The organism is Sulfitobacter sp. 1A13679 (assembly GCF_043557115.1).
Classification (GTDB): Bacteria; Pseudomonadota; Alphaproteobacteria; order Rhodobacterales; family Rhodobacteraceae; genus Sulfitobacter; species Sulfitobacter faviae.
On sequence record NZ_JBIFFO010000008.1, the window covers coordinates 82,261 to 107,653 of the forward strand.

General features: G+C 63.1%; 26 protein-coding genes. 14 read left to right on the top strand and 12 right to left on the bottom strand.

Going from position 1 to position 25,393, the window contains the following annotated elements; all coding sequences use genetic code 11:
* Positions 1 to 113 precede the first annotated feature (113 nt).
* Positions 114 to 257: a hypothetical protein gene (locus tag ACGYLA_RS08340; RefSeq protein ID WP_394431782.1), complete on the bottom strand. Its 144-nt coding sequence runs from the start codon at positions 255 to 257 to the stop codon at positions 114 to 116.
* Between the two features lie 58 nt (positions 258 to 315).
* The gene (gap, locus tag ACGYLA_RS08345) at positions 316 to 1,317 is read right to left on the bottom strand and encodes a type I glyceraldehyde-3-phosphate dehydrogenase (RefSeq protein WP_271691494.1); all 1,002 of its coding nucleotides are present in this window, start codon (positions 1,315 to 1,317) and stop codon (positions 316 to 318) included.
* A 219-nt stretch (positions 1,318 to 1,536) separates the two neighbouring features.
* On the opposite strand from gap, the gene ACGYLA_RS08350 reads away from it, so the two are divergent.
* Positions 1,537 to 2,511: a DUF808 domain-containing protein gene (locus tag ACGYLA_RS08350; RefSeq protein ID WP_394431785.1), complete on the top strand. Its 975-nt coding sequence runs from the start codon at positions 1,537 to 1,539 to the stop codon at positions 2,509 to 2,511.
* Positions 2,512 to 2,589: 78 nt separating this feature from the next.
* Here the strand turns inward: ACGYLA_RS08350 and tkt are convergent, their stop codons facing one another.
* Positions 2,590 to 4,605 carry a transketolase gene (gene tkt / locus ACGYLA_RS08355; protein WP_394431787.1) on the bottom strand — a complete coding sequence of 672 codons (2,016 nt, stop codon included), beginning with the start codon at positions 4,603 to 4,605 and terminating at the stop codon, positions 2,590 to 2,592.
* Between the two features lie 338 nt (positions 4,606 to 4,943).
* Here tkt and ACGYLA_RS08360 point away from each other — a divergent pair, with 338 nt between their 5' ends.
* From ACGYLA_RS08360 to rpiB, 4 genes are all read left to right on the top strand, one after another.
* Positions 4,944 to 5,525 carry a hypothetical protein gene (locus ACGYLA_RS08360; protein ID WP_394431789.1) on the top strand — a complete coding sequence of 194 codons (582 nt, stop codon included), beginning with the start codon at positions 4,944 to 4,946 and terminating at the stop codon, positions 5,523 to 5,525.
* Positions 5,525 to 5,917 (top strand): cell division protein ZapA, encoded by a 393-nt coding sequence (locus ACGYLA_RS08365; protein ID WP_168613525.1) that lies wholly within the window; start codon positions 5,525 to 5,527, stop codon positions 5,915 to 5,917. Before ACGYLA_RS08360 ends, ACGYLA_RS08365 begins: the two co-directional genes overlap by 1 nt.
* The gene (locus tag ACGYLA_RS08370; RefSeq protein WP_394431791.1) at positions 5,914 to 6,249 is read left to right on the top strand and encodes an MliC family protein; all 336 of its coding nucleotides are present in this window, start codon (positions 5,914 to 5,916) and stop codon (positions 6,247 to 6,249) included. The genes ACGYLA_RS08365 and ACGYLA_RS08370 overlap by 4 nt, the downstream gene beginning before the upstream one ends.
* 153 nt (positions 6,250 to 6,402) lie before the next feature.
* Positions 6,403 to 6,852: a ribose 5-phosphate isomerase B gene (gene rpiB, locus ACGYLA_RS08375; RefSeq protein ID WP_394431793.1), complete on the top strand. Its 450-nt coding sequence runs from the start codon at positions 6,403 to 6,405 to the stop codon at positions 6,850 to 6,852.
* Between the two features lie 80 nt (positions 6,853 to 6,932).
* On the opposite strand, the gene grxD is transcribed toward rpiB, so the two are convergent.
* The 3 genes from grxD to ACGYLA_RS08390 are packed head-to-tail and all read right to left on the bottom strand — an operon-like array spanning position 6,933 to position 7,880.
* Positions 6,933 to 7,295 (bottom strand): Grx4 family monothiol glutaredoxin, encoded by a 363-nt coding sequence (gene grxD, locus ACGYLA_RS08380; RefSeq protein ID WP_394431795.1) that lies wholly within the window; start codon positions 7,293 to 7,295, stop codon positions 6,933 to 6,935.
* Between the two features lies 1 nt (position 7,296).
* Positions 7,297 to 7,641: a hypothetical protein gene (locus ACGYLA_RS08385; protein WP_394431797.1), complete on the bottom strand. Its 345-nt coding sequence runs from the start codon at positions 7,639 to 7,641 to the stop codon at positions 7,297 to 7,299.
* 2 nt (positions 7,642 to 7,643) lie between these two features.
* Positions 7,644 to 7,880: a BolA family protein gene (locus ACGYLA_RS08390; protein WP_067268222.1), complete on the bottom strand. Its 237-nt coding sequence runs from the start codon at positions 7,878 to 7,880 to the stop codon at positions 7,644 to 7,646.
* Between the two features lie 145 nt (positions 7,881 to 8,025).
* On the opposite strand from ACGYLA_RS08390, the gene ACGYLA_RS08395 reads away from it, so the two are divergent.
* From ACGYLA_RS08395 to ACGYLA_RS08420, 6 genes are all read left to right on the top strand, one after another.
* A complete protein-coding gene (locus tag ACGYLA_RS08395) occupies positions 8,026 to 8,985 on the top strand; it encodes an XdhC family protein (protein ID WP_394431799.1) in 960 nt (319 codons plus the stop codon).
* The gene (locus ACGYLA_RS08400; protein WP_394431801.1) at positions 8,982 to 9,983 is read left to right on the top strand and encodes a molybdopterin-binding protein; all 1,002 of its coding nucleotides are present in this window, start codon (positions 8,982 to 8,984) and stop codon (positions 9,981 to 9,983) included. The genes ACGYLA_RS08395 and ACGYLA_RS08400 overlap by 4 nt, the downstream gene beginning before the upstream one ends.
* Before the next feature lie 86 nt (positions 9,984 to 10,069).
* The gene (locus tag ACGYLA_RS08405; protein ID WP_067268228.1) at positions 10,070 to 10,555 is read left to right on the top strand and encodes a (2Fe-2S)-binding protein; all 486 of its coding nucleotides are present in this window, start codon (positions 10,070 to 10,072) and stop codon (positions 10,553 to 10,555) included.
* Positions 10,556 to 10,660: 105 nt separating this feature from the next.
* Positions 10,661 to 13,036 carry a xanthine dehydrogenase family protein molybdopterin-binding subunit gene (locus ACGYLA_RS08410; protein WP_394431803.1) on the top strand — a complete coding sequence of 792 codons (2,376 nt, stop codon included), beginning with the start codon at positions 10,661 to 10,663 and terminating at the stop codon, positions 13,034 to 13,036.
* Positions 13,037 to 13,101: 65 nt separating this feature from the next.
* On the top strand, positions 13,102 to 13,890 hold the full coding sequence (locus ACGYLA_RS08415) for an FAD binding domain-containing protein (protein ID WP_394431805.1): 789 nt from the start codon (positions 13,102 to 13,104) through the stop codon (positions 13,888 to 13,890).
* Between the two features lie 162 nt (positions 13,891 to 14,052).
* Complete coding sequence (locus ACGYLA_RS08420; protein WP_394431807.1) at positions 14,053 to 15,999, top strand: OmpA family protein; 1,947 nt, start codon at positions 14,053 to 14,055, stop codon at positions 15,997 to 15,999.
* A 112-nt stretch (positions 16,000 to 16,111) separates the two neighbouring features.
* On the opposite strand, the gene infC is transcribed toward ACGYLA_RS08420, so the two are convergent.
* A complete protein-coding gene (infC, locus tag ACGYLA_RS08425; RefSeq protein WP_209217843.1) occupies positions 16,112 to 16,660 on the bottom strand; it encodes a translation initiation factor IF-3 in 549 nt (182 codons plus the stop codon).
* Between the two features lie 199 nt (positions 16,661 to 16,859).
* Here infC and ACGYLA_RS08430 point away from each other — a divergent pair, with 199 nt between their 5' ends.
* Positions 16,860 to 17,129 (top strand): hypothetical protein, encoded by a 270-nt coding sequence (locus ACGYLA_RS08430; RefSeq protein WP_394431809.1) that lies wholly within the window; start codon positions 16,860 to 16,862, stop codon positions 17,127 to 17,129.
* 84 nt (positions 17,130 to 17,213) lie between these two features.
* Here ACGYLA_RS08430 and purF read toward each other — a convergent pair whose 3' ends face one another.
* From purF to alr, 5 genes are all read right to left on the bottom strand, one after another.
* Positions 17,214 to 18,698, bottom strand: coding sequence for an amidophosphoribosyltransferase (purF, locus tag ACGYLA_RS08435; RefSeq protein ID WP_394431890.1), 1,485 nt, complete (start codon positions 18,696 to 18,698; stop codon positions 17,214 to 17,216).
* A 233-nt stretch (positions 18,699 to 18,931) separates the two neighbouring features.
* The gene (locus ACGYLA_RS08440; RefSeq protein ID WP_067268241.1) at positions 18,932 to 19,486 is read right to left on the bottom strand and encodes a CvpA family protein; all 555 of its coding nucleotides are present in this window, start codon (positions 19,484 to 19,486) and stop codon (positions 18,932 to 18,934) included.
* Between the two features lie 29 nt (positions 19,487 to 19,515).
* Complete coding sequence (radA, locus tag ACGYLA_RS08445) at positions 19,516 to 20,883, bottom strand: DNA repair protein RadA (protein ID WP_067268243.1); 1,368 nt, start codon at positions 20,881 to 20,883, stop codon at positions 19,516 to 19,518.
* Positions 20,884 to 20,987: 104 nt separating this feature from the next.
* On the bottom strand, positions 20,988 to 21,785 hold the full coding sequence (locus ACGYLA_RS08450) for a DNA repair protein (protein WP_394431811.1): 798 nt from the start codon (positions 21,783 to 21,785) through the stop codon (positions 20,988 to 20,990).
* 279 nt (positions 21,786 to 22,064) lie between these two features.
* On the bottom strand, positions 22,065 to 23,108 hold the full coding sequence (gene alr / locus ACGYLA_RS08455; RefSeq protein WP_394431813.1) for an alanine racemase: 1,044 nt from the start codon (positions 23,106 to 23,108) through the stop codon (positions 22,065 to 22,067).
* A 129-nt stretch (positions 23,109 to 23,237) separates the two neighbouring features.
* On the opposite strand from alr, the gene ACGYLA_RS08460 reads away from it, so the two are divergent.
* Positions 23,238 to 23,963 (top strand): sterol desaturase family protein, encoded by a 726-nt coding sequence (locus tag ACGYLA_RS08460; RefSeq protein ID WP_394431815.1) that lies wholly within the window; start codon positions 23,238 to 23,240, stop codon positions 23,961 to 23,963.
* Between the two features lie 100 nt (positions 23,964 to 24,063).
* Positions 24,064 to 25,371 (top strand): alpha/beta hydrolase family protein, encoded by a 1,308-nt coding sequence (locus tag ACGYLA_RS08465; protein ID WP_394431891.1) that lies wholly within the window; start codon positions 24,064 to 24,066, stop codon positions 25,369 to 25,371.
* Positions 25,372 to 25,393 lie beyond the last annotated feature (22 nt).

Genomic DNA, 25,393 nt, shown 5'->3' on the forward strand with positions numbered 1-25,393 from the left:
TGTGAGGCACGGTTCTGCGAGGTATTTTTAAAAGGATGAAAGGGGAGGGGCGTGGCGCTTGAATGGCGGCCGCGTCTTTTTTGGATTCTGTGACGGGAGCGATTGGGGGGAGGTTACCGCCAGAAGGCCATCCATTCGATCAGCGCGAAGAGTTTCTTGCCGAGATAGATCATATGGTCGGCCCCATAGACATAGAGGTCAATCATCATCGCCCCGGCAATGACGAGGGCCAGCACGATGGCGATGGGATTGGTCATGGTGTGGCTCCGGGCGGGGATGGCCTGATATTACAGGCACGTCCCCGCCGTGCAAGCCTTAGCCCAACTGGCCCATGGCCACGGCCACATCGGCCATGCGCACGGAGAAGGCCCATTCGTTGTCGTACCAGCCCAGCACGCGCACCGTGCGGCCCGCCACGACGATGGTCTGGTCGGGGGCGAAGATGCAGCTTTCTTCGGTATGGTTGAAGTCGATGCTGACCTTCTGCTCGGGGTCATAGGCCAGCACGCGTTTCATCGGGCCGTCGGCGGCGGCGCGGGCGGCGGCGTTGATTTCCTCGACGGTCACGTCGCGGCTGGCTTGGAAGGTGAGGTCGACAGCCGAGACATTGGGGGTGGGCACGCGCATGGCAGTGCCGTCGAGCTTGCCTTTCAGCGCCGGCAGCACTTCGCCCAGGGCCTTGGCGGCGCCGGTAGAGGTGGGGATCAGCGCCATGGCGGCGGCGCGGGCGCGGTAGAGGTCGTTGTGGCGGCGGTCGAGCGTCGGCTGGTCGCCGGTGTAGCTGTGGATCGTGGTCATCAGGCCGCTTTCGATGCCCACGGCTTCGTGCATCACCTTGGCCAGCGGCGCGAGGCAGTTGGTGGTGCAGGACCCGTTGGAGATCATCCGGTCGGAGACTTCGAGTTGGTCGTCGTTGACGCCGTAGACGATGGTCTTGTCGACGTTCTTGCCCGGCGCCGAGAGGAGCACGCGTTTTGCGCCGTTTTCGAGGTGTACGTTTGCTTTGTTGCCGTCGTTGAACTTGCCGGTGCATTCCAGCACCACGTCGCAGCCGGACCAGTCAAGCTCTTCGAGGTTGTAGGTCGACATCATCTCGATGTCGTTTTGGCCGAGGTTCATGTAGCCGTCGTCGATCTGAACCTCGCCCGGGAAGCGGCCATGGACGGAATCGTATTTGATGAGATGCGCCGCGGTGCTGAGCGGGCCGGTGGCGTTGACCTTGATCACTTCGATATCATCGCGCCCCGAGGCCGCGATATGGCTGAGCGTACAGCGGCCGATGCGGCCAAATCCATTGATGCCAACTTTGATGGTCATGGTGCATTCCTTGTCTCGGGCCGCGCGGGTGGGGGGCCGTATGTCGGGGTCGCGGGTTCTATATCCGGCAGGGGCGGTCAGGGGAAAGGGGCAAAACCAAATGATTTCCATATGTTAGCGTTAAACTTACATGTTAGCGGTAAAGGTCGCAGCGGCTTCGGACTTGCCAGATGGGCTGCACATGCTACTTCGGATGCAGCACGCAAAAAGGGGCATGGAATGAGCGGTTTACTGGCACTTGTGGATGACGTGGCGGCCATCGCCAAAGTTGCAGCAGCGAGCGTGGATGACGTGATCGGGCAGGCGGCCAAGGCGGGATCGAAAGCGGCGGGCGCGGTGATCGACGATGCGGCCGTGACGCCCAAGTATCTGCATGGGTTCAAGGCCGAGCGGGAACTGCCGGTGATCTGGCGGATCACCAAAGGGTCGTTGCGCAACAAGCTTGTGTATTTGCTGCCCGTGGGTCTGCTTTTGGCGAATTTCGCGCCATGGGCGATCCCGCCGCTTTTGATGCTGGGCGGGGCCTACCTGTGTTTCGAGGGGGCCGAAAAGGTCGCCCATGCGCTTGGTTGGGGGCATGGACATGAGGATTATCCCGATAAGGAGAAGGTGGTCGAAGACCCGGCGCAGCTGGAAGAGAAGAAGGCCGCGGGCGCGATCAAGACTGACTTTATCCTGTCGGCAGAGATCATGACCATTGCCCTTTCCGCGATCCCCGAAAGCAACTTTTGGATGGAAGCGGCGACGCTTGCGGCGGTGGCGGTCATGATCACCGTGGCGGTCTATGGCTCCGTCGCCTTGATTGTCAAAATGGACGATGTGGGTCTGGTGATGGCGAACAAGGGCCGTTTTGGCCTGACGCGGAGCATTGGCCGGGCGCTGGTGCGCGGGATGCCGGGGTTTTTGAAGCTGCTCACGATTGTCGGCACGGCGGCCATGCTTTGGGTCGGTGGGTCGATTATCATTCACGGGTTGGAGCAGATGGGCTTTGCCGCGCCCTATAAATGGATCCACGACATCGCCGTGACCGTTGGCCATGCGGTTCCGGCCCAGTTCGAAGGGGCGGTCGAATGGATCACCACGGCGGGGATCGACGGGCTCTTTGGTTTGGCGCTTGGTCTGGTGCTGATCCCGATCGGGGAGAAGATCGTGACGCCGATCTGGCGCAAGGTGTTTCATAAGGCAGCCGTTTAAGAGCGACCTTATCTAGCAAACGAAGAAGGGGGCGACGGATGAACCGTCGCCCCCTTTTTGTATTGTATGACCCGCAGATCAGAGCAGCGCTTTGGCCTTCTCTGCCACGTTCTCTGCGGTGAATCCGAAGCGCTCGAAGAGTTCTTCCGCCGGGGCAGAGGCGCCGAAACGGTCCATGCCAACGAAATCCGCCTTACCGTATTTGCCACGCTCGCCAAAGAGCCACTGGTCCCAGCCCTGACGGGCACCGGCCTCGATCCCGACGCGCACGGCGCCACCGGGCAGGACGCGCTTGCGGTAGGCTTCGTCCTGCGCGGCGAAGAGTTCCATGCAAGGCATGGAGACGACGCGGGTGCCAATGCCTTCGGCTTGGAGCAGCTCGCGCGCGGCCAATGCGACATGCACCTCAGAGCCGGTGGCAATCAGGATCACCTGACGCTTGCCCTCGGCATCGGCCAGCACATAGGCGCCTTTTTCGGTGAGGTTGTTGTTTTTGTGCTCCAGGCGCACGGTGGGCAGGCCCTGACGGGTCAGCGACAGAACCGATGGCGTGGTTTTCGCGGTGAAGGCGATTTCCCAAGCCTCTGCCGTTTCCACCGCGTCGGCGGGGCGGAAGACGTAGGTGTTGGGCGTGGCACGGCTGATCGCCAGATGTTCGATCGGCTGGTGGGTCGGACCATCTTCGCCAAGGCCGATGCTGTCATGGGTCATGACGAAGGCCGTGGGGATTTGCATCAAGGCCGCCAGACGCATCGCGGGGCGCGCGTAGTCGGTGAAGCACATGAAGGTGCCGCCATAGGGGCGCAGGCCGCCGTGCAGCGCCATGCCGTTCATTGCCGCCGCCATGCCGTGTTCGCGAATGCCCCAGTAGACATAGCGCCCGCCACGGTTGTCGACGTCGAAGATGCCGAGATCGCTGGTCTTGGTGTTGTTCGAACCGGTCAGGTCCGCCGAGCCGCCAACGGTTTCCGGCAGGATCGGGTTCAGCACTTCGAGGGCTTTCTCGCTTGCCGCGCGTGTCGCCATCTTGGGCGCGCTCTCGGTGATCTGCTTTTTGAAGGCTTTGACGGTCGCGCTCATCTTTTTGGGCGCGTCCAAAGCCAAGGCGCGGTTAAACGTCTCGCGCTTGGCGCGGGGCATCTTGTCGAAACGCTCTTCCCAGTCGCGGCGGGCGTCGGCGCCGCGTTTGCCGATCCTTTCCCACGCGGCTTTCACGTCAGCAGGCACTTCGAAGGGGCCGGTGGTCCAGCCATAGGCGGCTTTGGCTTCGGCCATCTGCTCGGCGTCGGTCAGCGCGCCGTGGCCTTTCGAGGTGTCCTGCGCGGCGTGGCCGAGCGCGATATGCGTCTTACAGGCAATCATCGAGGGCAGGTCAGAGGCCTTCGCCTCGGTCAGGGCGGCGTCGATTTCATCGGGGTTGTGGCCGTCGATCTCAATCACATGCCAGCCTGCGGCCTTGAAGCGGGTGACCTGATCGGTGGTGTCCGACAGAGTGACGGGGCCGTCGATGGTGATGTTGTTGTTGTCCCACATCACGATGAGCTTGCTCAACTTGTGACGGCCTGCCAGCGTGATTGCCTCTTGGCTGACGCCTTCCATCAGGCAGCCGTCGCCAGCGATGACATAGGTGTAATGGTCCACGACCTTTGCGCCGTATTGCGCGCGCAGCATCTCTTCGGCCATGGCGAAACCGACGGAATTGGCGATGCCTTGGCCCAGCGGGCCGGTGGTGGTCTCAATCGCATCGGCGAGAAAATTTTCCGGGTGGCCCGCGGTGCGCGCGCCCATTTGGCGGAAGTTCTTCAACTCTTCGATGGGGAATTGCTCATAGCCCGTCAGGTGCAACAGCGAATAAAGCAGCATGGAGCCGTGGCCCGCCGACAGGATGAATCGGTCGCGGTCGGGCCAAAGCGGGTTGGACGCGTCGAACTTCAGGTGCTTTTCGAAAAGGACGGTGGCCACATCGGCCATGCCCATCGGCATGCCGGAGTGGCCGGAATTGGCGGCGGCCACGGCATCGAGGGTCAGCGCGCGAATGGCGGTGGCCTTGGACCAGTGGTCGGGGTTTGCGCTTGCGAGGGCTGTCAGATCCACGGGGGCTTCCTTTGGGGCTGTGGCAGATTGGGCTCGTGCATACCAGCGATGGGGCAAAGTTCAAGCACAACTGGGGTGCGCGGGGGGGTCCGGGGCGGCCCATAGCGGGGGCGAGAGTGAACTTGGCGGCTCAAGTCGCTGAAACGAAAGGGGGGGCGCAATTTGAGCGCGCTTTGGCTAGGATTGCGAAAACCGGCTGATACGGGCGATTCGCGCGCGTGACATTGGGCGGGGCGCGCGCTATCTGCGGGACGGGCCGCCGCAACAGGGTGCAGCCCGGGGCACGGCAGGCGAAAACGCCGCCGAGAGAGCAGGACGAGTGAGGAGAATTCATGCGGATGAGTGAACTTGAAGACTATCAGCGCCGCATCACGGTCGCGATGGACCAGATGGCCAAGGGGGTGGACCGGCTGAGCGCCGCGCCCGCAGTGCCGGATGAAGATATCGTGCAGGCCTTGGAAGAGGAGCGGCAAGCCAACGCTCAGCTGACCGACCGGGTGAAGACGCTGAAGGAAAGCCATCAGGACGAATTGAACGACCTGCGCGCGCAGATGGACTTCAACAACGACCGGGTGACGCAGCTTGATATGGACGTGCAGCGTCTGCGTCAGGCGAATGAGCAGCTGTCGGCGGCCTGTGAGCAGTTGCGGCTGGCCAATGCCGAGGGGCTGGCCGATCCCAAGCTGATCGACACCGCCGTGATTGCAGAGTTGGAGAGCCTGCGCGCCACCCGCGCGATCGAGATGGCCGAGATCGACGCGGTATTGACCGCGCTGGCCCCCTTGGTCGAAGAGGGCGAGCCGGAAGTTCAAGCTGCGGATGAAACGGGGGCAGAGGCCAAAGCCGAAGCGCCCGCGCCCGAGAGCGCTGCGCAAGACGGGAGCGCCGAAGAAGAACCCAAGTCAGGAGGGGCCGACTGATGCCCGAGGTACGGATCACCATTGGCGGCCGCCATTTCGAAGTCGCCTGTCAGGAAGGTGAAGAAAGCTATCTGCAATCTGCCGCCAAGATGCTGGACGACGAAGCCCGCGTGCTGAGCGATCAGGTGGGCCGCATGCCGGAGGCGCGGATGTTGCTGATGGCGGGCCTGCTTCTGGCCGACAAGACCGCAAGCGTCGAGGATCGCATCGCAGAGTTGCGCGCGGAACTGGCCGAGCGTGAGGCCGAACTCACCAGCCTGCGCAACGTCAAGGTCGAGCCTGAGCGGATCGAAGTGCCGGTGGTGCCGCAGGGGGTGAAAGACACCCTTGCTGAAATCGCCGCCCGGGCCGAGGCGCTGGCCGCCGAGATCGAGGAGAAGGCGGGCAAATGAGCCGGGTCCTCAGGGCAGCCCTTTGCGCGCTGCTCTGGGCCGCGCCTGCGGGCGCCGAAACCTCCGCCGTTACCTACATTTGTGAGCGCGGGGTTTCGGTGCCGGTGGTCTATGTGCCCGGTGCCGATCCGGGCGTGGTGGTGCTCTATGTCGAGGGGCGGTTGATCCAGTTGGGCCGCCTGCCGTCCGCCTCTGGCGCGCGCTATGGCTGGCCCTCGGACGGCGCGGGCTATGAGTGGTGGGAGCATCAGGGCCGCGCTTCGCTGGCTTGGCGGGCAACGACCGATGGCGAAGTGACCCCGATCTACACTGACTGTTTGCCGCAAGATTGAAGGGGCGGGATTGCGGCGCGAGCTGCAATATGCTCTGGGGGGCGCGAAAAGTGCCCCTTTCGGCGCGACCACCAAACGCGCCCCTACGGGGCGACCAACAAACGCGCCCCTACGGCGCGACACTCCATGACGCAAAATCAGGACGCCCTCAGAATGACCACCAAACCCCGCATCATCATCTCAAGTGACCACGCCGACATCGCCCTGCGCCAAGACATCGCGCGCCATGTGGCCGAACGCGGGTTCACGGTTGAAGACATCGGTCCCGCGACGGCGGAAAGCACCGACTACCCCAAACATGGCGAAGCCGCCGCACGGCGCATCGCGGCGGGGGAATTCGATCTGGGCATTTTGATCTGCGGCACGGGGCAGGGCATCATGATGGCCGCCAACAAGGTCAAAGGCATCCGCTGCGGCGTTTGCAGCGATACCTTCTCGGCCAAGATGATCCGGGCGCATAATGACGCGAATATGCTGTCGATGGGCGCGCGGGTGATCGGCGGCGGTCTGGCGCTTGAGATCGTGGATGCCTTTCTCGACACCGAATTCGAAGGCGGGCGGCATGGCCGCCGTGTCGATATGATCACGGCCATCGAAGACTGAGCTGCCCCCGGCCTTACATACAAAAACACCCCGGAGCGCGAAACCGCTCCGGGGTGTTTTGTTTGACGCGGGCGCCCGGCTTAGCCGTTGGCTTCGCGGATCTTGTCGGCGGCTTCCTTGTCGAAGGCGACGCCGTTCTCGTCGAACAGGGTGTCCAATTCGCCCGACAGCGTCATCTCGGTGATGATGTCGCAGCCGCCGACGAATTCGCCTTTGACGTAAAGCTGCGGGATGGTTGGCCAGTCGGAGAAATCCTTGATCCCTTGGCGCAGGTTCTCATCTGCCAGAACGTTCACGTCGCTGTAGTTCACGCCCATGTAGTTCAGCACCCCGGCCACGCGGCTGGAGAAACCGCACTGCGGCATTTCCTTGGTGCCCTTCATGAACAGCACCACGTCATTGTTGGTGATCTGTTCCTTGATCTGGCTTGCGGCATCGCTCATGTCATTTGTCCTTCACATCTGATTTCTTGAACGCGGCATGATAGCGCCGCGCATAGGTTTCATCGTCGGCCCAGGGTTTGACCTCAACTTCGGCCCCGCCGAGGAAAAAGCCGCCCCGTTTCTTGGTCCAATTCGTATGCCCGCGTTCTAGGCTTTCGTTGCGCCGCGCGGTGCTGGCCACGGCATCCAAATCCAGCGCCTCCATCCCCAGCGGCACCTTGCCGGTCTCAGGCCGGGGTGGCTGGCGCTGCGACAGCGGCACATGCTGGCCGCGCCGGGCGCGGTGCTGGGCATAGGCGGTGGCGGCGATCCCGCCCACGACAGCCGCAGCGACCCAGCCCCACATGGTTAGTCCGGGGTCCGGGTGGTCAGCGCCAGCGCGTGCAATTCGCCGTTTGACCCGTCCATCTTGCCCTTGAGGGCCGCATAGACGGCGCGCTGCTGTTGGACCCGGTTCATGCCGCGAAAGCTCTCGTCCACGACCATGGCCGCCATATGCACGCCATCATTGCCTTCGACGGTGATCTTGGCATCCGGAAAGGACGCGCGGATCAGGTCTTCGATTTCGCTGGCTTGCATGGGCATGGGGTGGCTCCGGCTGTTGTGAGTGTTTGGGCTAGATGTAGTGCCGCTGGCCACGGCGTGCAAGGCGAAGCCGAAGGCCGGATCCGCCATTGACCTTTGCCCCTATTGCGACACACTTTGCGCCCTCACGTTGAAAGGACAACCGATGGACCGGATCCCCGAACAAGCGCTCCACTGGGCCGAGGCCGGACAGCCTGTGGCCCTTGCCACGGTGGTGGAAACATGGGGCTCCGCCCCCCGCCGCGCAGGCGCGCAACTGGCGGTGGCGGGCGACGGCACGATGATGGGCTCCGTCTCGGGCGGCTGCGTCGAAGGGGCCGTGGTGGTCGAGGCGCTGGAAGCGCTGGAGGACGGGCGCACGCGGCTGTTGGAATATGGCGTCAGCGATGGTGATGCCTTTGCCGTGGGGCTGGCCTGCGGCGGCACGATCAAGGTGCTGGTGGAGCCGGTGGGGTCGGAGGCGCTGAGCCTCGAGATGCTGCGCGAATTGGTGGCACGGCGCGCGGCCCGTAAGCCGGCGGCCTATGAGGTGGCGTTGGACGGCAGCGACCGTCGGCTGACAGGGGCGGGGCATGAGGACCGCTTTCGCCGCGACCGCTCTGGCGTCGAGGATGAAACGGGGCGGTTCATTGCCATCCACAATCCGCCGCTGCGGCTGGTGATCGTGGGTGCCGTGCATATCGCGCAGCATCTGGTGCGCATGGCGACAGAGGCGGGGTTCGACCCGATCGTCGTCGACCCGCGGGAGGCTTTCGGCTCACCCGCCCGCTTCCCCGATTGCCAAGTGGTGAACGATTGGCCCGACGTCGCCCTGCGCGAGATCGGGGTTGATGCGCGTACTGCTGTGGTCTTGCTGACCCATGACCCGAAACTCGACGATCCGGCGCTGCATGTGGCGCTCGGATCCGAAGCTTTCTATATCGGCGCGCTCGGCTCGACCCGGACGCAGGCCAGTAGGCTCGACCGGCTGGCGGAAGCGGGTGTGGCTGCAGAGCAGGTGGAGCGTATCCACGGGCCGGTCGGTCTCGATATCGGTGCGGCCAGCCCGGCTGAGATCGCCGTGTCGATCCTTGCCGAAATGATCCAAAGCCTGCGCCGGCCATGAGGTTTGGCCCGGTCCCTTTGAGCGCGGCTTTGGGCGCGACGCTGGCCCATTCCGTTGCGGTTGAAAAGGGGCGGCTGCGCAAGGGCCGCGTGCTGACCCAAGAGGATATCGCAGCACTGGAAGGCGCGGGCATCGAAGAGGTGATCGTCGCCCGGCTCGACCCCGGTGATATTGATGAGAACGCAGGTGCCGCGCGATTGGCCGAAAGCCTCTGCGGTTCGGGCCTGCGGATGTCAAAACCCTTTACCGGGCGGGTGAACCTGCTGGCCGATGGGCCGGGGGTGGTGGTGATGGACCGCGCGGCACTTGAGGCGGTCAATGCGGTGGACCCGATGATCACGCTGGCCACCGTGCCACCCTATCAGCAGATGGGCGAAAACGGCATGGTGGCGACGATCAAGATCATCTCCTACGCCCTGCCTGAAAGCACAGTCGAGGCCGCCTGTGCGGCGGCGGGAGAGGGCGCCTTGCGCCTCGCGCCGCCTGTGCTGCGCGACGCCACGCTGATCATTACCGACGTGCCCGGCGGGGCCGGGGGCAAGGGCCGCGCCGCGGTGGAGGGGCGGCTGACGGCGCTCAACGTGACCCTTCGCGATGTCGTAACCGTTCCCCACCGTAGCGCCCCGCTGGCCGAGGCGATTGCGGCGGCAGAGACCGATCTGGTCCTGATCCTCACTGCCTCCGCCACGTCGGACATCAATGACGTCGCCCCCTCCGCCCTGCGCGCGGCGGGGGGCGAGGTGACGCGCTTTGGCATGCCGGTCGATCCGGGCAATCTGCTCTTTCTCGGCCAACTTGGCACTCACGCCGTGATCGGCCTGCCGGGCTGCGCCCGTTCGCCCGCGCTCAACGGAGCCGATTGGGTGCTGTCGCGGCTGGTTTGCGGCGTTCCCGTCACCAGCGCGGATATCGCGGCGATGGGGGTGGGCGGCTTGCTGAAAGAGATCCCCACGCGCCCGCAGCCGCGCAACCCCGGCAAAAGCGCGGGCAACGGCTGAGGCAAAACCTTAGGAAAATATATGTTCTCAACTAGGGCTTGTCGTGCTTAACTGATCTCAACAAGCGTCAGACTGGGAGGAAGAACATGACACAGGTCAAGATGACCGTGAACGGCAAACCCGCGTCGGGAGAGGTCGAGGGCCGCACGCTGCTGGTGCATTTCCTGCGCGATGATCTGGAACTGACCGGCACCCATGTGGGCTGCGATACCAGCCAATGCGGCGCCTGCGTGGTGCATGTGAACGGCAATGCTGTTAAGGCCTGCACCATGTTCGCGGTCGAGGCCGATGGCGCCGAGGTCGAGACCATTGAAGGGCAGGCGGCCCCCGATGGCACGCTCAGCACCATCCAACAGGCGTTTCAGGATCACCACGGGTTGCAATGCGGCTTTTGCACGCCGGGCATGGTGATGTCGGCGGCGGCGCTGCTAAAGGAAAACCCGAAACCTTCGGAGGCCGAGGTGCGCCATTACCTTGACGGCAACATCTGCCGCTGCACCGGCTACCACAATATCGTCAAAGCGATCATGGCGGCCAGCGGCCAAGAGGTCAGCGCGCTGGCGGCAGAGTAACGGCGTCACGCCGGGCAGGCCGGTGATGGCGGAGGGAGGACCGCCAGAACCGGAGGCCGCGTGACGGATCAGGTGCATCGCACCGCCACCAAACGGGAGGATATTATGCCAAAGGATTTTGAACCGACGAGCGGTATTGGGGCCAGCAGCAAACGGCGGGAGGATGTGCGCTTTCTCACCGGGTCGGGGCGCTACACCGATGACATCAACCTGCGCCGCCAGACCCATGTATTTTTCCTGCGCTCGGATGTGGCCCATGGGCGGCTGACCGGGGTCGATACCTCTGCCGCCGAAGACATGCCCGGCGTGCTGAAGATTTTCACCGGCGCGGATTTCGCCGAAGTGGGCGGGATGCCCTGCGGCTGGCAGGTGACCGACAAACACGGCCAACCCATGCAGGAGCCGAAACACCCCGTACTGGCCCATGAAAAGGTCCGGCACGTGGGCGAGCCCATTGCCGCCGTCGTAGCCGAGACGTTAGCGCAGGCCCGTGACGCCGCCGAGGCGGTTGTCGTCGATATCGACGAGTTGCCCGCCGTGGTGAACATGAAAGACGCGGTGAAAGACGATGCGCCCAAGGTGCATGACGACCTGACTAGCAATCTGTGCTACGACTGGGGTTTCGTGGAAGAGAACAAGGAGGCGGTGAACAAAGCCTTTGACGAGGCCGCCCATGTCACCACGTTGGAACTGGTCAACAACCGCCTCGTCGCCAACCCGATGGAGCCGCGTGTGGCAATCGGCGATTACAACCGGTCGGACGGGGAGCACACGCTCTATACCACCAGCCAGAACCCGCATGTGATCCGCCTGCTGATGGGCGCCTTCGTGCTGGGCATCCCCGAGCACAAGCTGCGTGTGGTAGCTCCGGACGTGGGCGGTGGCTTCGGCACCAAGATCTTTCACTATCAGGAAGAGGCCTTCTGCACCTTCGCCGCCAAGGCGGTGGGGCGTCCGGTGAAATGGACGTCGAGCCGCTCGGAAGCCTTCATGTCCGACGCCCATGGCCGCGACCATGTGACCAAGATCGAACTGGCGCTGGATGCCGACAATAACTTCACCGCCCTGCGCACCGATACCTATGCGAACATGGGGGCCTATCTTTCGACCTTCGCGCCTTCGGTGCCGACGTGGCTGCACGGCACGCTCATGGCGGGGAACTATAAAACGCCGCTGATCTATGTGAACGTTAAGGCGGTCTTTACCAATACCGTGCCAGTAGATGCCTATCGCGGGGCCGGTCGGCCCGAGGCGACCTATCAGTTGGAGCGTTTGATCGACAAGGCCGCGCATGAATTGCAGGTCGATCCAATCAAACTGCGCCGCCAAAACTTCGTGACGGAGTTTCCCTATGCCACCCCGGTGGCGGTGGAATATGACACGGGCGATTACAACGCCACGATGGACAAGCTCGAAGAGATCGCGGACCACGCGGGTTTTGAAGCGCGGCGCCGTGAGAGTGAGGCGAAGGGCAAGCTGCGCGGCTTCGGCGTGAACTGCTATATCGAGGCCTGCGGCATTGCACCGTCGAACCTTGTGGGCCAACTCGGCGCGCGGGCGGGGCTCTATGAAAGCGCGACGGTGCGGGTCAACGCCACCGGCGGGCTGGTCGTGATGACCGGCAGTCACAGCCACGGGCAGGGGCATGAGACTTCATTCGCGCAGGTGGTGGCCGGTATGATCGGCATCGACGAGAATATGGTCGAGATCGTCCATGGCGACACCTCTAAGGTGCCGATGGGCATGGGCACCTATGGCTCGCGCTCGCTCGCGGTAGGCGGCAGCGCCATGGTGCGGGCGACGGAAAAGATCATCGCCAAGGCCAAGAAGATCGCAAGTCACCTGCTCGAAGCCTCGGAAGGGGATATCGACTTGAAGGATGGGGCCTTTAGCGTTGCGGGGACGGATAAATCCGTGGCTTGGGGCGATGTGACGCTTGCCGCCTATGTGCCGCATAACTACCCGTTGGAAGAGATCGAACCGGGGCTTGAGGAAACCGCCTTTTATGATCCGTCGAACTTCACCTATCCGGCGGGGGCCTATGCCTGCGAGGTCGAGTTGGACCCTGAAACCGGCCATGTCACCGTCGAACGCTTCACCGCCGCCGATGATTTCGGCAATGTGGTGAACCCGATGATCGTAACGGGCCAAGTCCATGGCGGTTTGGCCCAAGGTATCGGTCAGGCGCTGTTGGAGAACTGCGCCTACGACGAGGACGGCCAACTGCTTAGCGCGTCTTACATGGATTACGCCATGCCGCGCGCCAGCGATTTGCCGTTCTATGACGTGGATCACTCCTGCCAGACGCCCTGCACCCACAACCCCTTGGGCGTAAAAGGCTGCGGAGAGGCCGGGGCCATCGGTTCGCCGCCTGCGGTGGTCAATGCGGTGCTTGACGCCATGCGCTCGGGCGGGAAGGACATCGGCCATATCGACATGCCGGTCAGCCCCGCGCGGGTCTGGGAGGCAATGAATGGCTAAGGGCCTGCTGAAGATTGGTTTGAGAAAAGAGGCGACGCTCGGGCGGCCTCTGGGAAGGATGAAAGATGTATGATTTCGAAGTAGAGCGCCCCAGCAGCGTGGCGGATGCGGTCAAGGCCTTGGGGCAGGAGGATGCGCAACCGCTCAGCGGCGGGCAGACGTTGATCCCCACGCTGAAGGCGCGGCTGGCGATGCCCTCGGTTCTGGTGTCGCTGGCGGGGATCGATGCGCTCAAAGGGGTTGAGATGCGCGATGGCGCGCTTTGGATCGGTGGCGGCACGACCCATGCCACGGTCATGCGCGAGGCGGCGGAGAGCTACCCGGCGCTCGCCAGCCTCGCCGCACGGATCGGCGACCCGGCGGTGCGCAACCGGGGGACCATCGGCGGATCGCTCGCCAATAACGACCCCTCTGCCTGCTACCCGGCGGGCGCTCTGGCCAGTGGCGCGACGATTGAGACCGACCGCCGCGAGATTGCCGCGGATGACTATTTCCAAGGCATGTTCACCACCGCGTTGGAGGAAGGGGAGATCGTCACCGGCGTCCGTTTCCCCATCCCTGAGGTCGCGCATTACGAGAAATTTATCCAGCCCGCCTCGCGCTTCCCGCTGGTCGCGGCCTATGTCGCGCGCCTCGGCGTTGGGGTGCGCGTGGCGATCACGGGTGCGTCGAACGACGGTGTCTTCCGCTGGAGTGAAGCCGAAACTGCCCTGTCGGAACGGTTCGCGCCGGAAGCCTTGGAGGGGCTGACACTCGACGCGGGTGACATGATCAGCGATCTGCACGGCAGCGGCGCCTACCGCGCCCATCTGTGCGGCGTGATGACCCGCCGCGCTGTGGCCGCCATCGCCTGATAGCCGATAACAGCAGCGTAAACCTTTGCCGCGTCCTTATAGGGGGCGCGGTATTTCCATGGGGTAAGCTCTTGATATTGGATAGCGGAACCAGCGCCCCCATCATGCGTTGGGTGACAAGCGCTGCCCGAACGGCGTTCCCGTAATGATGAGGACGTGAAAATGAAAAACCTACTGAGATCTACGACTTCGCTGGGTCTGAGCCTTGCCTTGGCTTTCCCGCATGGCGCCTTTGCGCAGGAGCAAAATCTGAATGAATGCGGCCCCGTGGGCGAAGCGACCGAATTCCCCTGCGCATTCGACGATCAGACGGTAGAGAGTGCCGAAGAGCTTCGTGTTATGGCCGGGCTGAGCGGTGAGGCCGAGGCGGAAGTCGAAGCGGAAGGTGAAGCAGAGGTCGAGGCCGAGGCGGAGACCGAAGCCGAGGCGGGTTCGCTGCTGGATCAGGCAACTGGCGCGGTTGAAGCGACGGGTGACGCTGCTGCGGCTGCCGTGAACGACGTGACCGAACAGGCCGAAGAGGCCGCGGACGCAGCAGAGGCGCAGGCTGAAGCCGCAGCCGAGGCGGCAGAGGAAACCGCAAGCGAAGCGGAAGCGGAGACCGCCGAGGCCGAAGCCGAGATGACCGCCGAGACTGAGAGCGAGGTCGAAGCCGAGGAAGAGATCGAGACCGAGGCGGAAGTTGAAGCCGAGCAGGAAAGCGAAGTCGAGGTTGAGGAAGAGGCCGAGGCCGAGATCGAACAAGACGCCGAGGTAGAGGCTGAGACCGCGCAGGACGTGGAAGCTGAAGCCGAAGCAACCGCCGAAGCCGATGCTGAGGCTATCGAGAATGTAGCGACCGAGGACAACGCCGAAGCTGCGGCTGACGCGGAAGCCAATGAGACTGCCGTCGAGACCTTGGAAGAAGCCGATCCCGAAATGGAATCCGAAACCAGCGGCGAAGCAGTCGGCGAGGAAGACAACGCCGGTCTGACCGAAGAGCAGATCCAAGCCCGTGAAGAGCGCCGCGAAGCCCGCCGTGCCGAACGCCGCGAAGAGCGCCGTGAGCAACGCCGCGCCGAGCGTGAAGCTGCCGCCGCCGCTGCTGCCGAAAGCGATGCGGACGCCGAAGTCGTGACCGAAGAAGTTACCGAAGAAGACGTGCGCAGCTCGGACGAAGACTTCGAAACCGAAGTGACTGCCGCAGGTGACGCCAATGCCGCCGCCGCTGAGGACGACGACAGCGGGATGTCGGACTTCGAAAAAGCGCTGCTGCTCGGCCTTGGGGCCGTGGCTGTCGGCTCGGTTCTGAACAATGGTGAGAAAATCGTCAGCCGCTCCGGTGACCGTGTGGTCGTGCAAGACGACACGGGCGAGTTGCGCGTCCTGAAGGATGACAACGCTCTACTCCGCCGCCCCGGTGACGAGGTGCAGACCCAGACCTTCGACGACGGCTCCACCCGGACCATCGTGACCAAGAGCGACGGCAGCCGGGTCGAGACCATCCGCTCGCGCGATGGCACCGTGCTGCGCCGGACGAATTTTGACGCGCAGGGCCGTGAATATGTGCTGGTCGATGACCTCGTGGAAGAGCGCGAAGTTGTCGTGAACGATCTGCCGCAGGTCCAGCAAACTCAGCAGGCACAGCGCGCCAGCACCCAAGACGAAGCCGCGCTGCGTCAGGCCCTGCAAGCTGAGATGCGCAACGATCAGGGGCGGACATTCTCCCTGCGTCAGGTGCGTGAAATCCGTGAGGTACGCTCCCTCGCGCCCGAACTGGAACTTGATGCCGTGCGCTTCCCCACCGGCTCCGCCGCGATCCAGCCTGAACAGGCCCGCGCGCTTGCTAATATCGGCACCACACTGCGTGACCTGATCCAGAAGGACCCGCGCACCGTGATCCTCGTCGAAGGTCACACCGATGCGGTTGGCGATGCGAGCTATAACCTCGCCCTGTCGGACCGCCGTGCAGAGACCGTGGCTTTGGCGCTGACCGAGTACTTCGATGTGCCGCCCGCCAATCTGATCACGCAAGGCTATGGCGAGAGCCAGCTGCGCGTGCCGACCACGTCGGCGGAACCCGCGAACCGTCGTGCCGTGGTACGGAACATTACAGGTCTGCTGCGCTAAGCAGACTAACACCCAAAACAGAAAACGCCCCCGGAGCGATCCGGGGGCGTTTTGCGTTATTGGATGGTGAAGGTGCCAGTCGGACCCGTCATGCGGACCCGATTGAGCCTGATCACTTGTTGGGCAGGGGCCCGATCACCATGACCATTTGGCGGCCTTCCATCTTGGGGAAGTTCTCCACCCGGCCGATCTCTTTGGTGTCGGCAGCGACGCGCTCCAAAAGCTCACGACCGAGGTTCTGGTGCGCCATCTCACGGCCACGGAACCGGAGAGTAACCTTCACCTTGTCGCCACCTTCAAGAAACTTGAAGACATTGCGCATCTTCACATCGTAGTCGTTCTTGTCCGTATTGGGACGGAACTTGACCTCTTTGATCTCGATGATCTTCTGTTTCTTGCGGGCTTCGCTCTCGCGCTTTTGCTGTTCATATTTGAACTTGCCGAAATCCATGATCTTGCACACGGGCGGCTTGGCATTGGGCGAAATTTCAACAAGGTCGAGGCCGGCGTCATCGGCCATTTCCATGGCACGCTGCGGCGAGACAACGCCGACGTTTTCGCCATCGGCACCGATCAGGCGGATTTCGGGGGCACGGATCTTGTCGTTGACGCGCGGGCCGGTGTCACGTTGGGGCGGCGCGTTATGAGGTCTGCGAGCGATGGTGATGGTCCTTTGATTGTTACCTAATTCGAGAATGCAAGGTAAACCCGCGTGGGGCCATCTTCAAGTCGCAAAATCACGCTATGCGTGGGGTTTGGGGCGATTTACCCTTGATCTGGGGCGATTGTGGCGCAATTCACGGCTATGCGGCCCCGGGGGAAATCTTTAACCTCGCGGGGCGTAGATTAAGGGGAATGGAATGAAGAATCTGGTCTGGTTGGTCGTGGCGGCGCTGATTGCGCTGGCGGGCTATATGCTTTTCACCGGCAAGGGGCCGCAGGAAGTGGCCATCGAAGCTTCTGAGGCGATCAATGCGCCCGAGGTGGCCGATAATATGACCAACGCCGCCGAAGACGCCGCTGATGCAATCGCAGGCAGCGTGGATGCCGCCGGGGAGGCGATCAGCGATGCCGTGGATGACGCAACCGAGAGCGCCAATGACGCGGCGGAGCCTGCGGCGCAGAATTAAGCGGCTCCGCGCAATGCGGAAAAGCAAAGGCCGCGTCCGGGGAACCGGGCGCGGCCTTTGCTTTGGTTTGATCCGTCTGGCGGGTTACTCGGCGGCGGGCTTCATCTGGAAACCTTCCTTAACCTGATCGGCAGGGGTCACCGGGTAGTCGCCCGAGAAACAGGCGTCACAATACTGCGGGCAGTCGGCGTTGCGGCCTTCGGCTTCGCCCACCGCGCGGTAGAGACCATCGAGCGAGATGAACTTGAGACTGTCGACCTGCAAATGGTCGCGCATCTCATCCTCAGACATGGTCGCCGCCAGCAGCTTTTCGCGCTGCGGGGTGTCGACGCCGTAGAAACAGGGCCAAGCCGTGGGGGGGGAAGCGATGCGGAAGTGCACCTCCTTCGCGCCCGCGTCGAGGATCATCTCTTTGATCTTTCGCGAGGTTGTGCCGCGGACCACCGAGTCGTCGACCAAGATCACCCGCTTACCCTTGATCAGCGCGCGGTTGACGTTGAGCTTGAGACGGACCCCCATGTTGCGGATCTGCTCGGTCGGCTCGATGAAGGTCCGGCCCATATATTGGTTGCGAATGATGCCCATCGCGTAGGGGATGCCGGATTCAAGGCTATAGCCAATCGCCGCCGGGGTGCCGCTGTCGGGCACGGGGCAGACGAGATCGGCTTCCACAGGGCTTTCCTTGGCCAGTTCGCGGCCAATATTCTCACGCGTTTCATAGACCGAACGACCGCCGAGAATGCTGTCGGGGCGGCTGAAGTAGACATGCTCAAAAATACAGAAACGCGAGGCGACACGGCGGAAGGGGAAGTGGCTTTCAACCCCTTTCTCGGTGATCACCACCATCTCGCCGGGTGCGATCTCACGGACGAATTCCGCGCCGATGATGTCGAGCGCGCAGGTCTCCGAACTTAGCGCCCAGCCATCGCCGACACGGCCTAGCACGAGCGGGCGCACGCCCAGCGGATCGCGCACGCCGATCAGCTTGGTGCGCGTCATGGCAACGACAGAGAAGGCCCCCTCGACCCGGCGCAGCGCATCTTCCATCCGCTCGGGGATGTTTTGCTGCAAGGACCGGGCCATCAGGTGAATGATACACTCACTGTCGGATGAGGATTGGAAGATCGAGCCCCGCTCGATTAACTCACGGCGCAGGGCGTTGGCATTGGTGATATTGCCGTTATGGGCAATCGCGGCCCCGCCCATGGCGAACTCACCAAAGAAGGGCTGCACGTCGCGGATCGCGGTGGGGCCCTTGTTGCCAGAGGTCGAATAGCGGACGTGACCAATGGACAGCTCGCCGGGGAGCGTTTGCATCACATCCTGCGAGGTGAAGTTGTCGCGGACATAGCCAAAGCGGCGGGCCGATTGGAAACCGGCGGCGGGATCATAGCTGACGATGCCGCCAGCCTCTTGTCCACGGTGCTGGAGGGCGTGCAGGCCAAGGGCCACGAAAGTGGCGGCATCGGCAACGCCAACCACGCCAAAGACGCCGCATTCCTCCTTCAGTTTATCCTCATCTCCGCTGTCGCGCAGATAGGAAGTGTCAAAGGGATGGGCGGGCGGCATGTGCTTGGACAACGGGGCAACTCCGAATCCGGGTGAGGTCGCTGCCTATGTAGGGGCTTCGCAAGCGGCTGTCACCCCGCATGTCGCCCGCGGGGGGCATGAGGCAGGATAAAGCGCCGCATTGCCCGCCAAGGAGGCGGCCACCGTAACCTGCCAAGCCCAAACGCAAAACAGGCGGCCAGTATGCTCTGGCCGCCTGTTTAAAAGGATTGTGTTAAGAGATTATGAAGGCCTTAGGCGCTACATTTGCCCACCAGGGCCTCATAGCGGTTGGTGATCCAGCCGAGCGCCTCTTGCGGGTCTTTTTCTTCGATCTGGCCGGTGAAGCGCGAGAATACGGCGGCGGAACGGCTGTTTTCCACCATGGTGGTCCGCTCACCGGTGATGACGGTGTCGTAGACGAAGAAGGCAATCGCGACGAGCAGCACGCCGCGCACGACTCCGAAGATGAAGCCAAGCCCTTGGTCCACGCCGCCCAGCATAGAGCGGTGCACGAGCGAGGAGAACAGCGGCGTGAAGAGCGAGACCACGATAAGCGCCGCGGCAAAGACCAGCGCAAAAGCACCGATCACCGACAATTCGCAGCTATCGGCCAAGAATTCGCCCACATAGGGCAGCTCACGCACCAGCGGTTCGACCTGCGGCGCAAAGAGAAAGGCCAGCACAGCCGCTGCAATCCAGCCTACAATCGCCATCAACTCGCGCACCAGCCCGCGGCCATAGGCCAGCAATGCCGATAGCACGATGACAACCGCGACCACCCCGTCAATAATGGTAAAACCGTCCATGCGCGTTCTCGCCCTCGTCTAAGGGGGGATCAGCCCGCCCCGAAAATTTCGCCAACAAATCCGGTCAGATCGCTCATCGTATTCAGCGCAATTCCGGTCACACCCACAGCCTTGCCGCCGCGCGGTGCAATAGCGCTCGTAAAACCAAGTTTTTGCGCCTCTTTCAACCTGTTTTCCGTCTGGCTGGCGGGGCGCAGCGCACCGGAGAGGCTAATCTCTCCGAAAACAACGGTTTCGGCGGGCAGGGCCGCGTCTTCCCGCGCCGACAGGATCGCGGCGGCCACGGCGAGATCGGCGGCGGGTTCTGAGATCTTCATCCCGCCCGCCACATTGAGGTAGACATCCAGCCCCGCGAAAGGAATTCCGCAGCGCGCTTCCAAGACCGCGAGGATCATCGCCAAACGGCCCGAATCCCATCCGACCACCGTGCGGCGCGCTTGGGAATGGGGCGAGGGGGCCACAAGCGCCTGAAGTTCGACTAAGACAGGCCGGGTGCCTTCGATGCCTGCAAAGACGACCGAACCGGGGGAGGGTTGCCCGCGTTCCGACAAGAACAGCGCCGAGGGGTTGATCACTTCTGACAGACCGCCGCCCGTCATTTCGAAAACGCCGATCTCATCCGCCGGGCCGAAGCGGTTTTTCACCGCGCGCAGGATACGGAACTGGTGGCCACGCTCGCCTTCGAAATAGAGCACGGTGTCGACCATATGCTCCACCACGCGGGGACCAGCGATCTGGCCTTCCTTGGTGACATGGCCCACGAGGATCACCGCGACCCCGCGGCGTTTGGCGAAGCTGGTCAACTCATGCGCCGCGGCGCGGACCTGACTGACCGATCCGGGCGCGCTTTCAACGTTGTCGGCCCACATGGTTTGGATCGAGTCGATGATGGCAAGTTGCGGGCGCTCGGCCTCGAGCGTGGTTAGGATGTCGCGCAGGTTGGTTTCCGCGGCCAGTTTCACCGGCGCTTCGGAAAGCCCCAGACGTTGCGCGCGCATGCGGACCTGCGCGCTGGCTTCTTCGCCGCTGACATAGATCGTCTTGAGGCCGGAGTTGGCGAAATGCGCGGCGGCTTGCAGCAGAAGGGTCGATTTCCCGATGCCGGGATCGCCGCCCACAAGGATCGCCGAGGCGGGCACCAGCCCGCCGCCCAACACGCGGTCCAACTCCGCAATGCCCGACTGTGCACGCGGGGGCGGGGTTTCTTGTGTGGCAAGATCGGTGAGCTCAATGGCAGAGCCGCGCCTTGCTCCCAAGGATTTGCTGGGCGGGCCTGCGGAGATGCCTTTGTCTTCGACGATGGAGTTCCAAGCGCCGCAGGCGTCACAGCGCCCGGACCATTTGGAATGTTTCGCGCCGCATTCGGCGCAGGAAAAACTGGAGGAGGATTTGGCCATGGGCCCTTTTCGCGCAGCTGCCCGATGGCGTCAAAGGAAAAGCATCCGGCCCTTGGGCGATGATCCCGGGGGGGAACCCAATGGGCCGGATGCCGCCGCTGGCATTACTCAGCGGCTTTGGGTGGCAGGTCGATCACGATATTGTCGAGCGATGTCGTCTCAGGCTTGCGCTCGGGTGTTTCGGTCTGGACCACACGTTCAAGGCCGAGCTCTGGCATGATCTCACGCATCTCTTCACGCAGACGCTCAAGCTGGGCTACGGCGACGCTTTCTTCGAGTTCGACTTCGTGCAACCAATGTTTCATCTCGGTCGAAATCGCCTTTGCCTGATCGAGGCGGCTGTTGAAGAGTTCGACCTCTTCCTGACGCTGCTTGAGGAAGCTGCGGGCACGGGCCAGTTTCTCATCCGAATAGACTTCGGCCAGATCGCGGGCCACGTGGCTCATCTGAGCGGCCATTTCCAGCACGGCAGGCTCCAGCGTGGCGAGGTCGGGATGATCGCGCAGATAGGCTAGACGCTCGCGCACCGAATCGAATTCCGAGCTCATCTGAAAGGTTTCGGCCCGGTCGGCGGCGTGCACGGCGGCATAGGCGCGGGCCACGTCCTGCATGCCGACATTGAACTGACGGTGCGAGGTCTCAAGCTGCATGACACGGCGGTTGGTGGGCAGGAAAAAGCACAGGCCCACAGCAAGGACGGTCAGCGCCAGTTGGGCGTACATCCCGGCGTTTTCGACAGGCTCACCGCCGTATTGCAGATCAAGGCTGATCCAATTCCAAAGGCTAAGGGCCGCCATGATGCTGGCCCCCGTAAGGGCAAGTGCGGCGAGGGCAAAAACCACAACGGCGAGCCGCTGAAAGGCGAATTGAATGAGGTAGGCAAAGGAACGAAGCTGGGACATACTTTCTCCCCCCTGGAAGAGCTACTAAGCAAGTTTCTGCCGACCAACGCCTCCTTATCCTTCTTTGTTCCCATTCCCTGCGGGATTATGCTGAGGATTTAACGTAGTTTTGCCGAGATTATGGCACAACCGCAGGTTTTTCGGAAGTTATTTGCGCCTGCGCAGCGCTATTCGTGATTGGCAGCGCAGGGCAGGGACGAGGCGTACCCTGGGGGAGTGGCAGTGATTCGCGCAGCGTCTTTCGCGGCGGCATGCTGCGACGCGGGGAAAATCGCCGACTTAACCGGCGTAGTTTCGCGCGTATCTTGCGCCCAAGGAGGTGAGCACCTCATAGCCGATCGTGCCCGCCCAATCCGCTAAATCATCAACGCCTTGGCTTTGCCCCAGCAGTTGCAGGGTCGCGGGCACCTCTTCCAATGCAGAGACATCCACTGTGATCAGGTCCATTGAGACGCGCCCGAGGATGGGCAGGGTAACACCCTCATGCTGGAAGCAGGCTGTGCCGGTCGCATTGCCCATCGCGCGCAGAAGGCCGTCGGCGTAGCCCGCGGCCACGGTGGCGAGCGTCACGGTGCTCTCCGCCGTCCATGTGTTGCCATAGCCCACAGTCTCCCCGGGGGTGACGCTGCGGGTCTGGATCACTGGCACGTCGAGGGTGACCACGGGCCGCGCCTTTGTGAATGGGCGCCCGCCGTAAAGACCGATGCCGGGGCGGGTGACGTCGAAATGATACTCCGGCCCCAACAAAATGCCCCCCGTGGCGGAGAGCGAGCGCGGCACCTCGACCCCTTGGGTCATGTCGCGGAAACTGTGCAGTTGCGCGTCGTTCATCTCGTGATCCGGCGCGTCCGAGCAGGCCAGATGCGACATGATCAGCGTGGGGTTCTGGCTCAGCGCGATGTCGCGCAGGGCCGCCCATTCCGCAGGCTCCATCCCCAGCCGGTTCATCCCGCTGTCGAGTTGGATGCCGAAACCATGGCCGGGCAGGGTCTCAAACTGGCGCAGCAGCTGCTCTGTCGAGTTGATCATCGGCGTCAGCGCGGCACCGGCAATCGCCTCTGCATCGCCCGGCATATGACCGGAAAAGACATTGATCACCGGGCCTTCGCCCAAAGCTTGGCGCAGGGCCACCCCCTCTTCGGTCAGGGCCACGAAGAACTGCCGCGCCCCGGCCTCGGCCAATGTCTTGGCCACACGGGCAGCGCCCAGCCCATAGCTGTCGGCTTTGACCACGGCTGCGGTCTCGGCCTTTGTCATACGGTCGAGGGCGCGCCAGTTGTCGGCGATGGCTTGTAGGTCGATGGTCAGGGTCGCTTTGCTCATGCGCGGATGTGGGCCGGAATGAGGGGGGAGGTCAAGCGGCCAAGGGCACCTAACGTCATGCGCGACAGGGAGGCGGGGGATTTGTTACAGTTTTGCCTACCGGATGCGCAGGATGGGGAGGTCAGGCGGATGTCACGGGTCAAGATCATGTTCGGCCATGCGGGCGTGTCGCTTATGGCGCTGGCGGCCTTGGTGGCCTTTGCTGCCATGCTCTGGGGCGCGCCGCTGTGGTGCTGGGCGCTGGTGCCGCTGGGGGTCGCGGCGCAGATGCTTAATGAGTACACCCTGCACCGGCATGTCTTCCACCTCGCCCCGCCCAAACGGCAATGGGCCTTTGATCTGCTTTACCGCGCGCATTACGGGCACCATGATTTCCCGACCAATCACGGGCTCTTCTTCGTGCCGGTCTGGGTCGCGCTGCCGATGCTAGTGGGAAACTTCCTTCTGGTCTGGGGCATCGCGGCGCTTTTGGGGGCCGAGGCGGCAGTCTGGATCGCCACGGCGATCGTGCCCTTGGGCGGGGTACTGACCTTTCTGGGCTACGAGTGGTTTCACATGACGGCGCATCTTACGGTGCCGAAAACGGCGGTGGAGCGGCATGTCACGCGGCTACACAACCAGCATCACTTTCGCGACTTCAACAAGTGGTTTCACGTCAGCCCGGGCGGGGAGATCATCGACCGGGCCATGGGCACTGATATCGACACCGAGGCTTTGAAACAGCAGCAGCGGGTGGCTTTTATCCGCACCTTGGGGATGCAGCCCGACGATCCAAGACTGCTGGCCGCCCGAGCGAAATTCGCCGGGAAATACGGGCTGAACGAGGCCGAAGTGGCGCGCGCCGCGCGGGGATAGATGTGAAACTTCCGTAACGTTACCCGAAGGGCGCTTGCCTGTTCCCGTGGCCCGGGTAGGCTTGGCCCAATTCAAGGGAGGACGAACCATGCACCGACATATGACCACCACAGCCCTGCTTGCCGCGGGCCTTACCGCTGGCGCGGCGCAGGCGGAGAACCGGATCGACCGGCAATTGCCGAACGCGCCCGAACTTGCGGCCTATGGCGATCATGCCGTGGGGGTGCGCACGCTGGAGATGGTCAACCCCGACCAGATCGACATCCTCGCCATCGACCCCGCCGCCGACAAGCCTGAGGAGGTGCCGCGCTATGACCGGCCGCTGACGGTGGAGATGTATTACCCCGCCGCCGAGGGGGCGGAGGGCGAGACCGCCTTCAAGGCTTATCTCCGCGACGGCACCACCGAGGTCACGTTGCAGGGCCAAGCGATGCGCGACGTCGATCCGGCAGAGGGCGAGACCTTTCCGCTGGTGCTGATCAGCCATGGCTATCCGGGCAACCGTTACCTCATGTCGCATCTGGCAGAGAACCTCGCCTCCAAGGGCTATGTCGTGGCCTCGATCGACCATACCGACAGCACCTACCGCACGCAGGCGGCCTTTGGCTCGACACTGGTGAACCGCTCGCTGGACCAGCTTTTCGTGCTGGAGCAGATGGCGCAGAAGGCCGCGGAGGGCGGTGACTTCGCGGGGCTCTATGATGCCGAGAACACCGGTCTGATCGGCTATTCCATGGGCGGCTACGGCGCGATCATCACCGCCGGAGGCGGGGTGACGGAAACGTCGGTCGGCTATACATGGGGCGGGCCGCATGGAACGCTGGGCATTCATCAGGCGGGCTCCGAGACGCATGACGCGCTGCCCGATCCGCGCATCAAGACCGCCGTGGCCTTCGGCCCTTGGGGCATGAACCGCGGCTTCTGGGATGCCGAGGGGCTGGCCGGGGTGCAGATCCCGATGTTGTTTATCGCAGGCTCGCAGGACGATACCTCGCTCTACGAAAACGGCATCCGGGCGATCTGGGAGAACACCTCGAACGTAGACCGCGCGCTGTTGACCTACATGAACGCGGGCCACAACGCGGGCGCGCCCATGCCGGCGCCGGAGGAGGCCTATTACTTCAGCGAAGACAAGGGCTTCAACATCTCCGAGCATTACACCGACGCGGTCTGGGATACGGCGCGGATGAACAATATCGCGCAGCATTTCGTGACCGCGTGGATGGACAGTCATTTGAAGGGTGAGGGGGCCAAGGCCGCCTATCTCGATCTGGTAGAGAACTCGAACGACGGCGTCTGGTCGGTCGAGGAGGATGGGACCGAGAAGGAGGACCACAGCTACTGGAAGGGTTTTCCGGAGGGGACCGCCAAGGGGCTGATGTATGAGGTGAAATCGGCGGCAGAGTGAAACGCGTGGCCCGGTAGCGTTG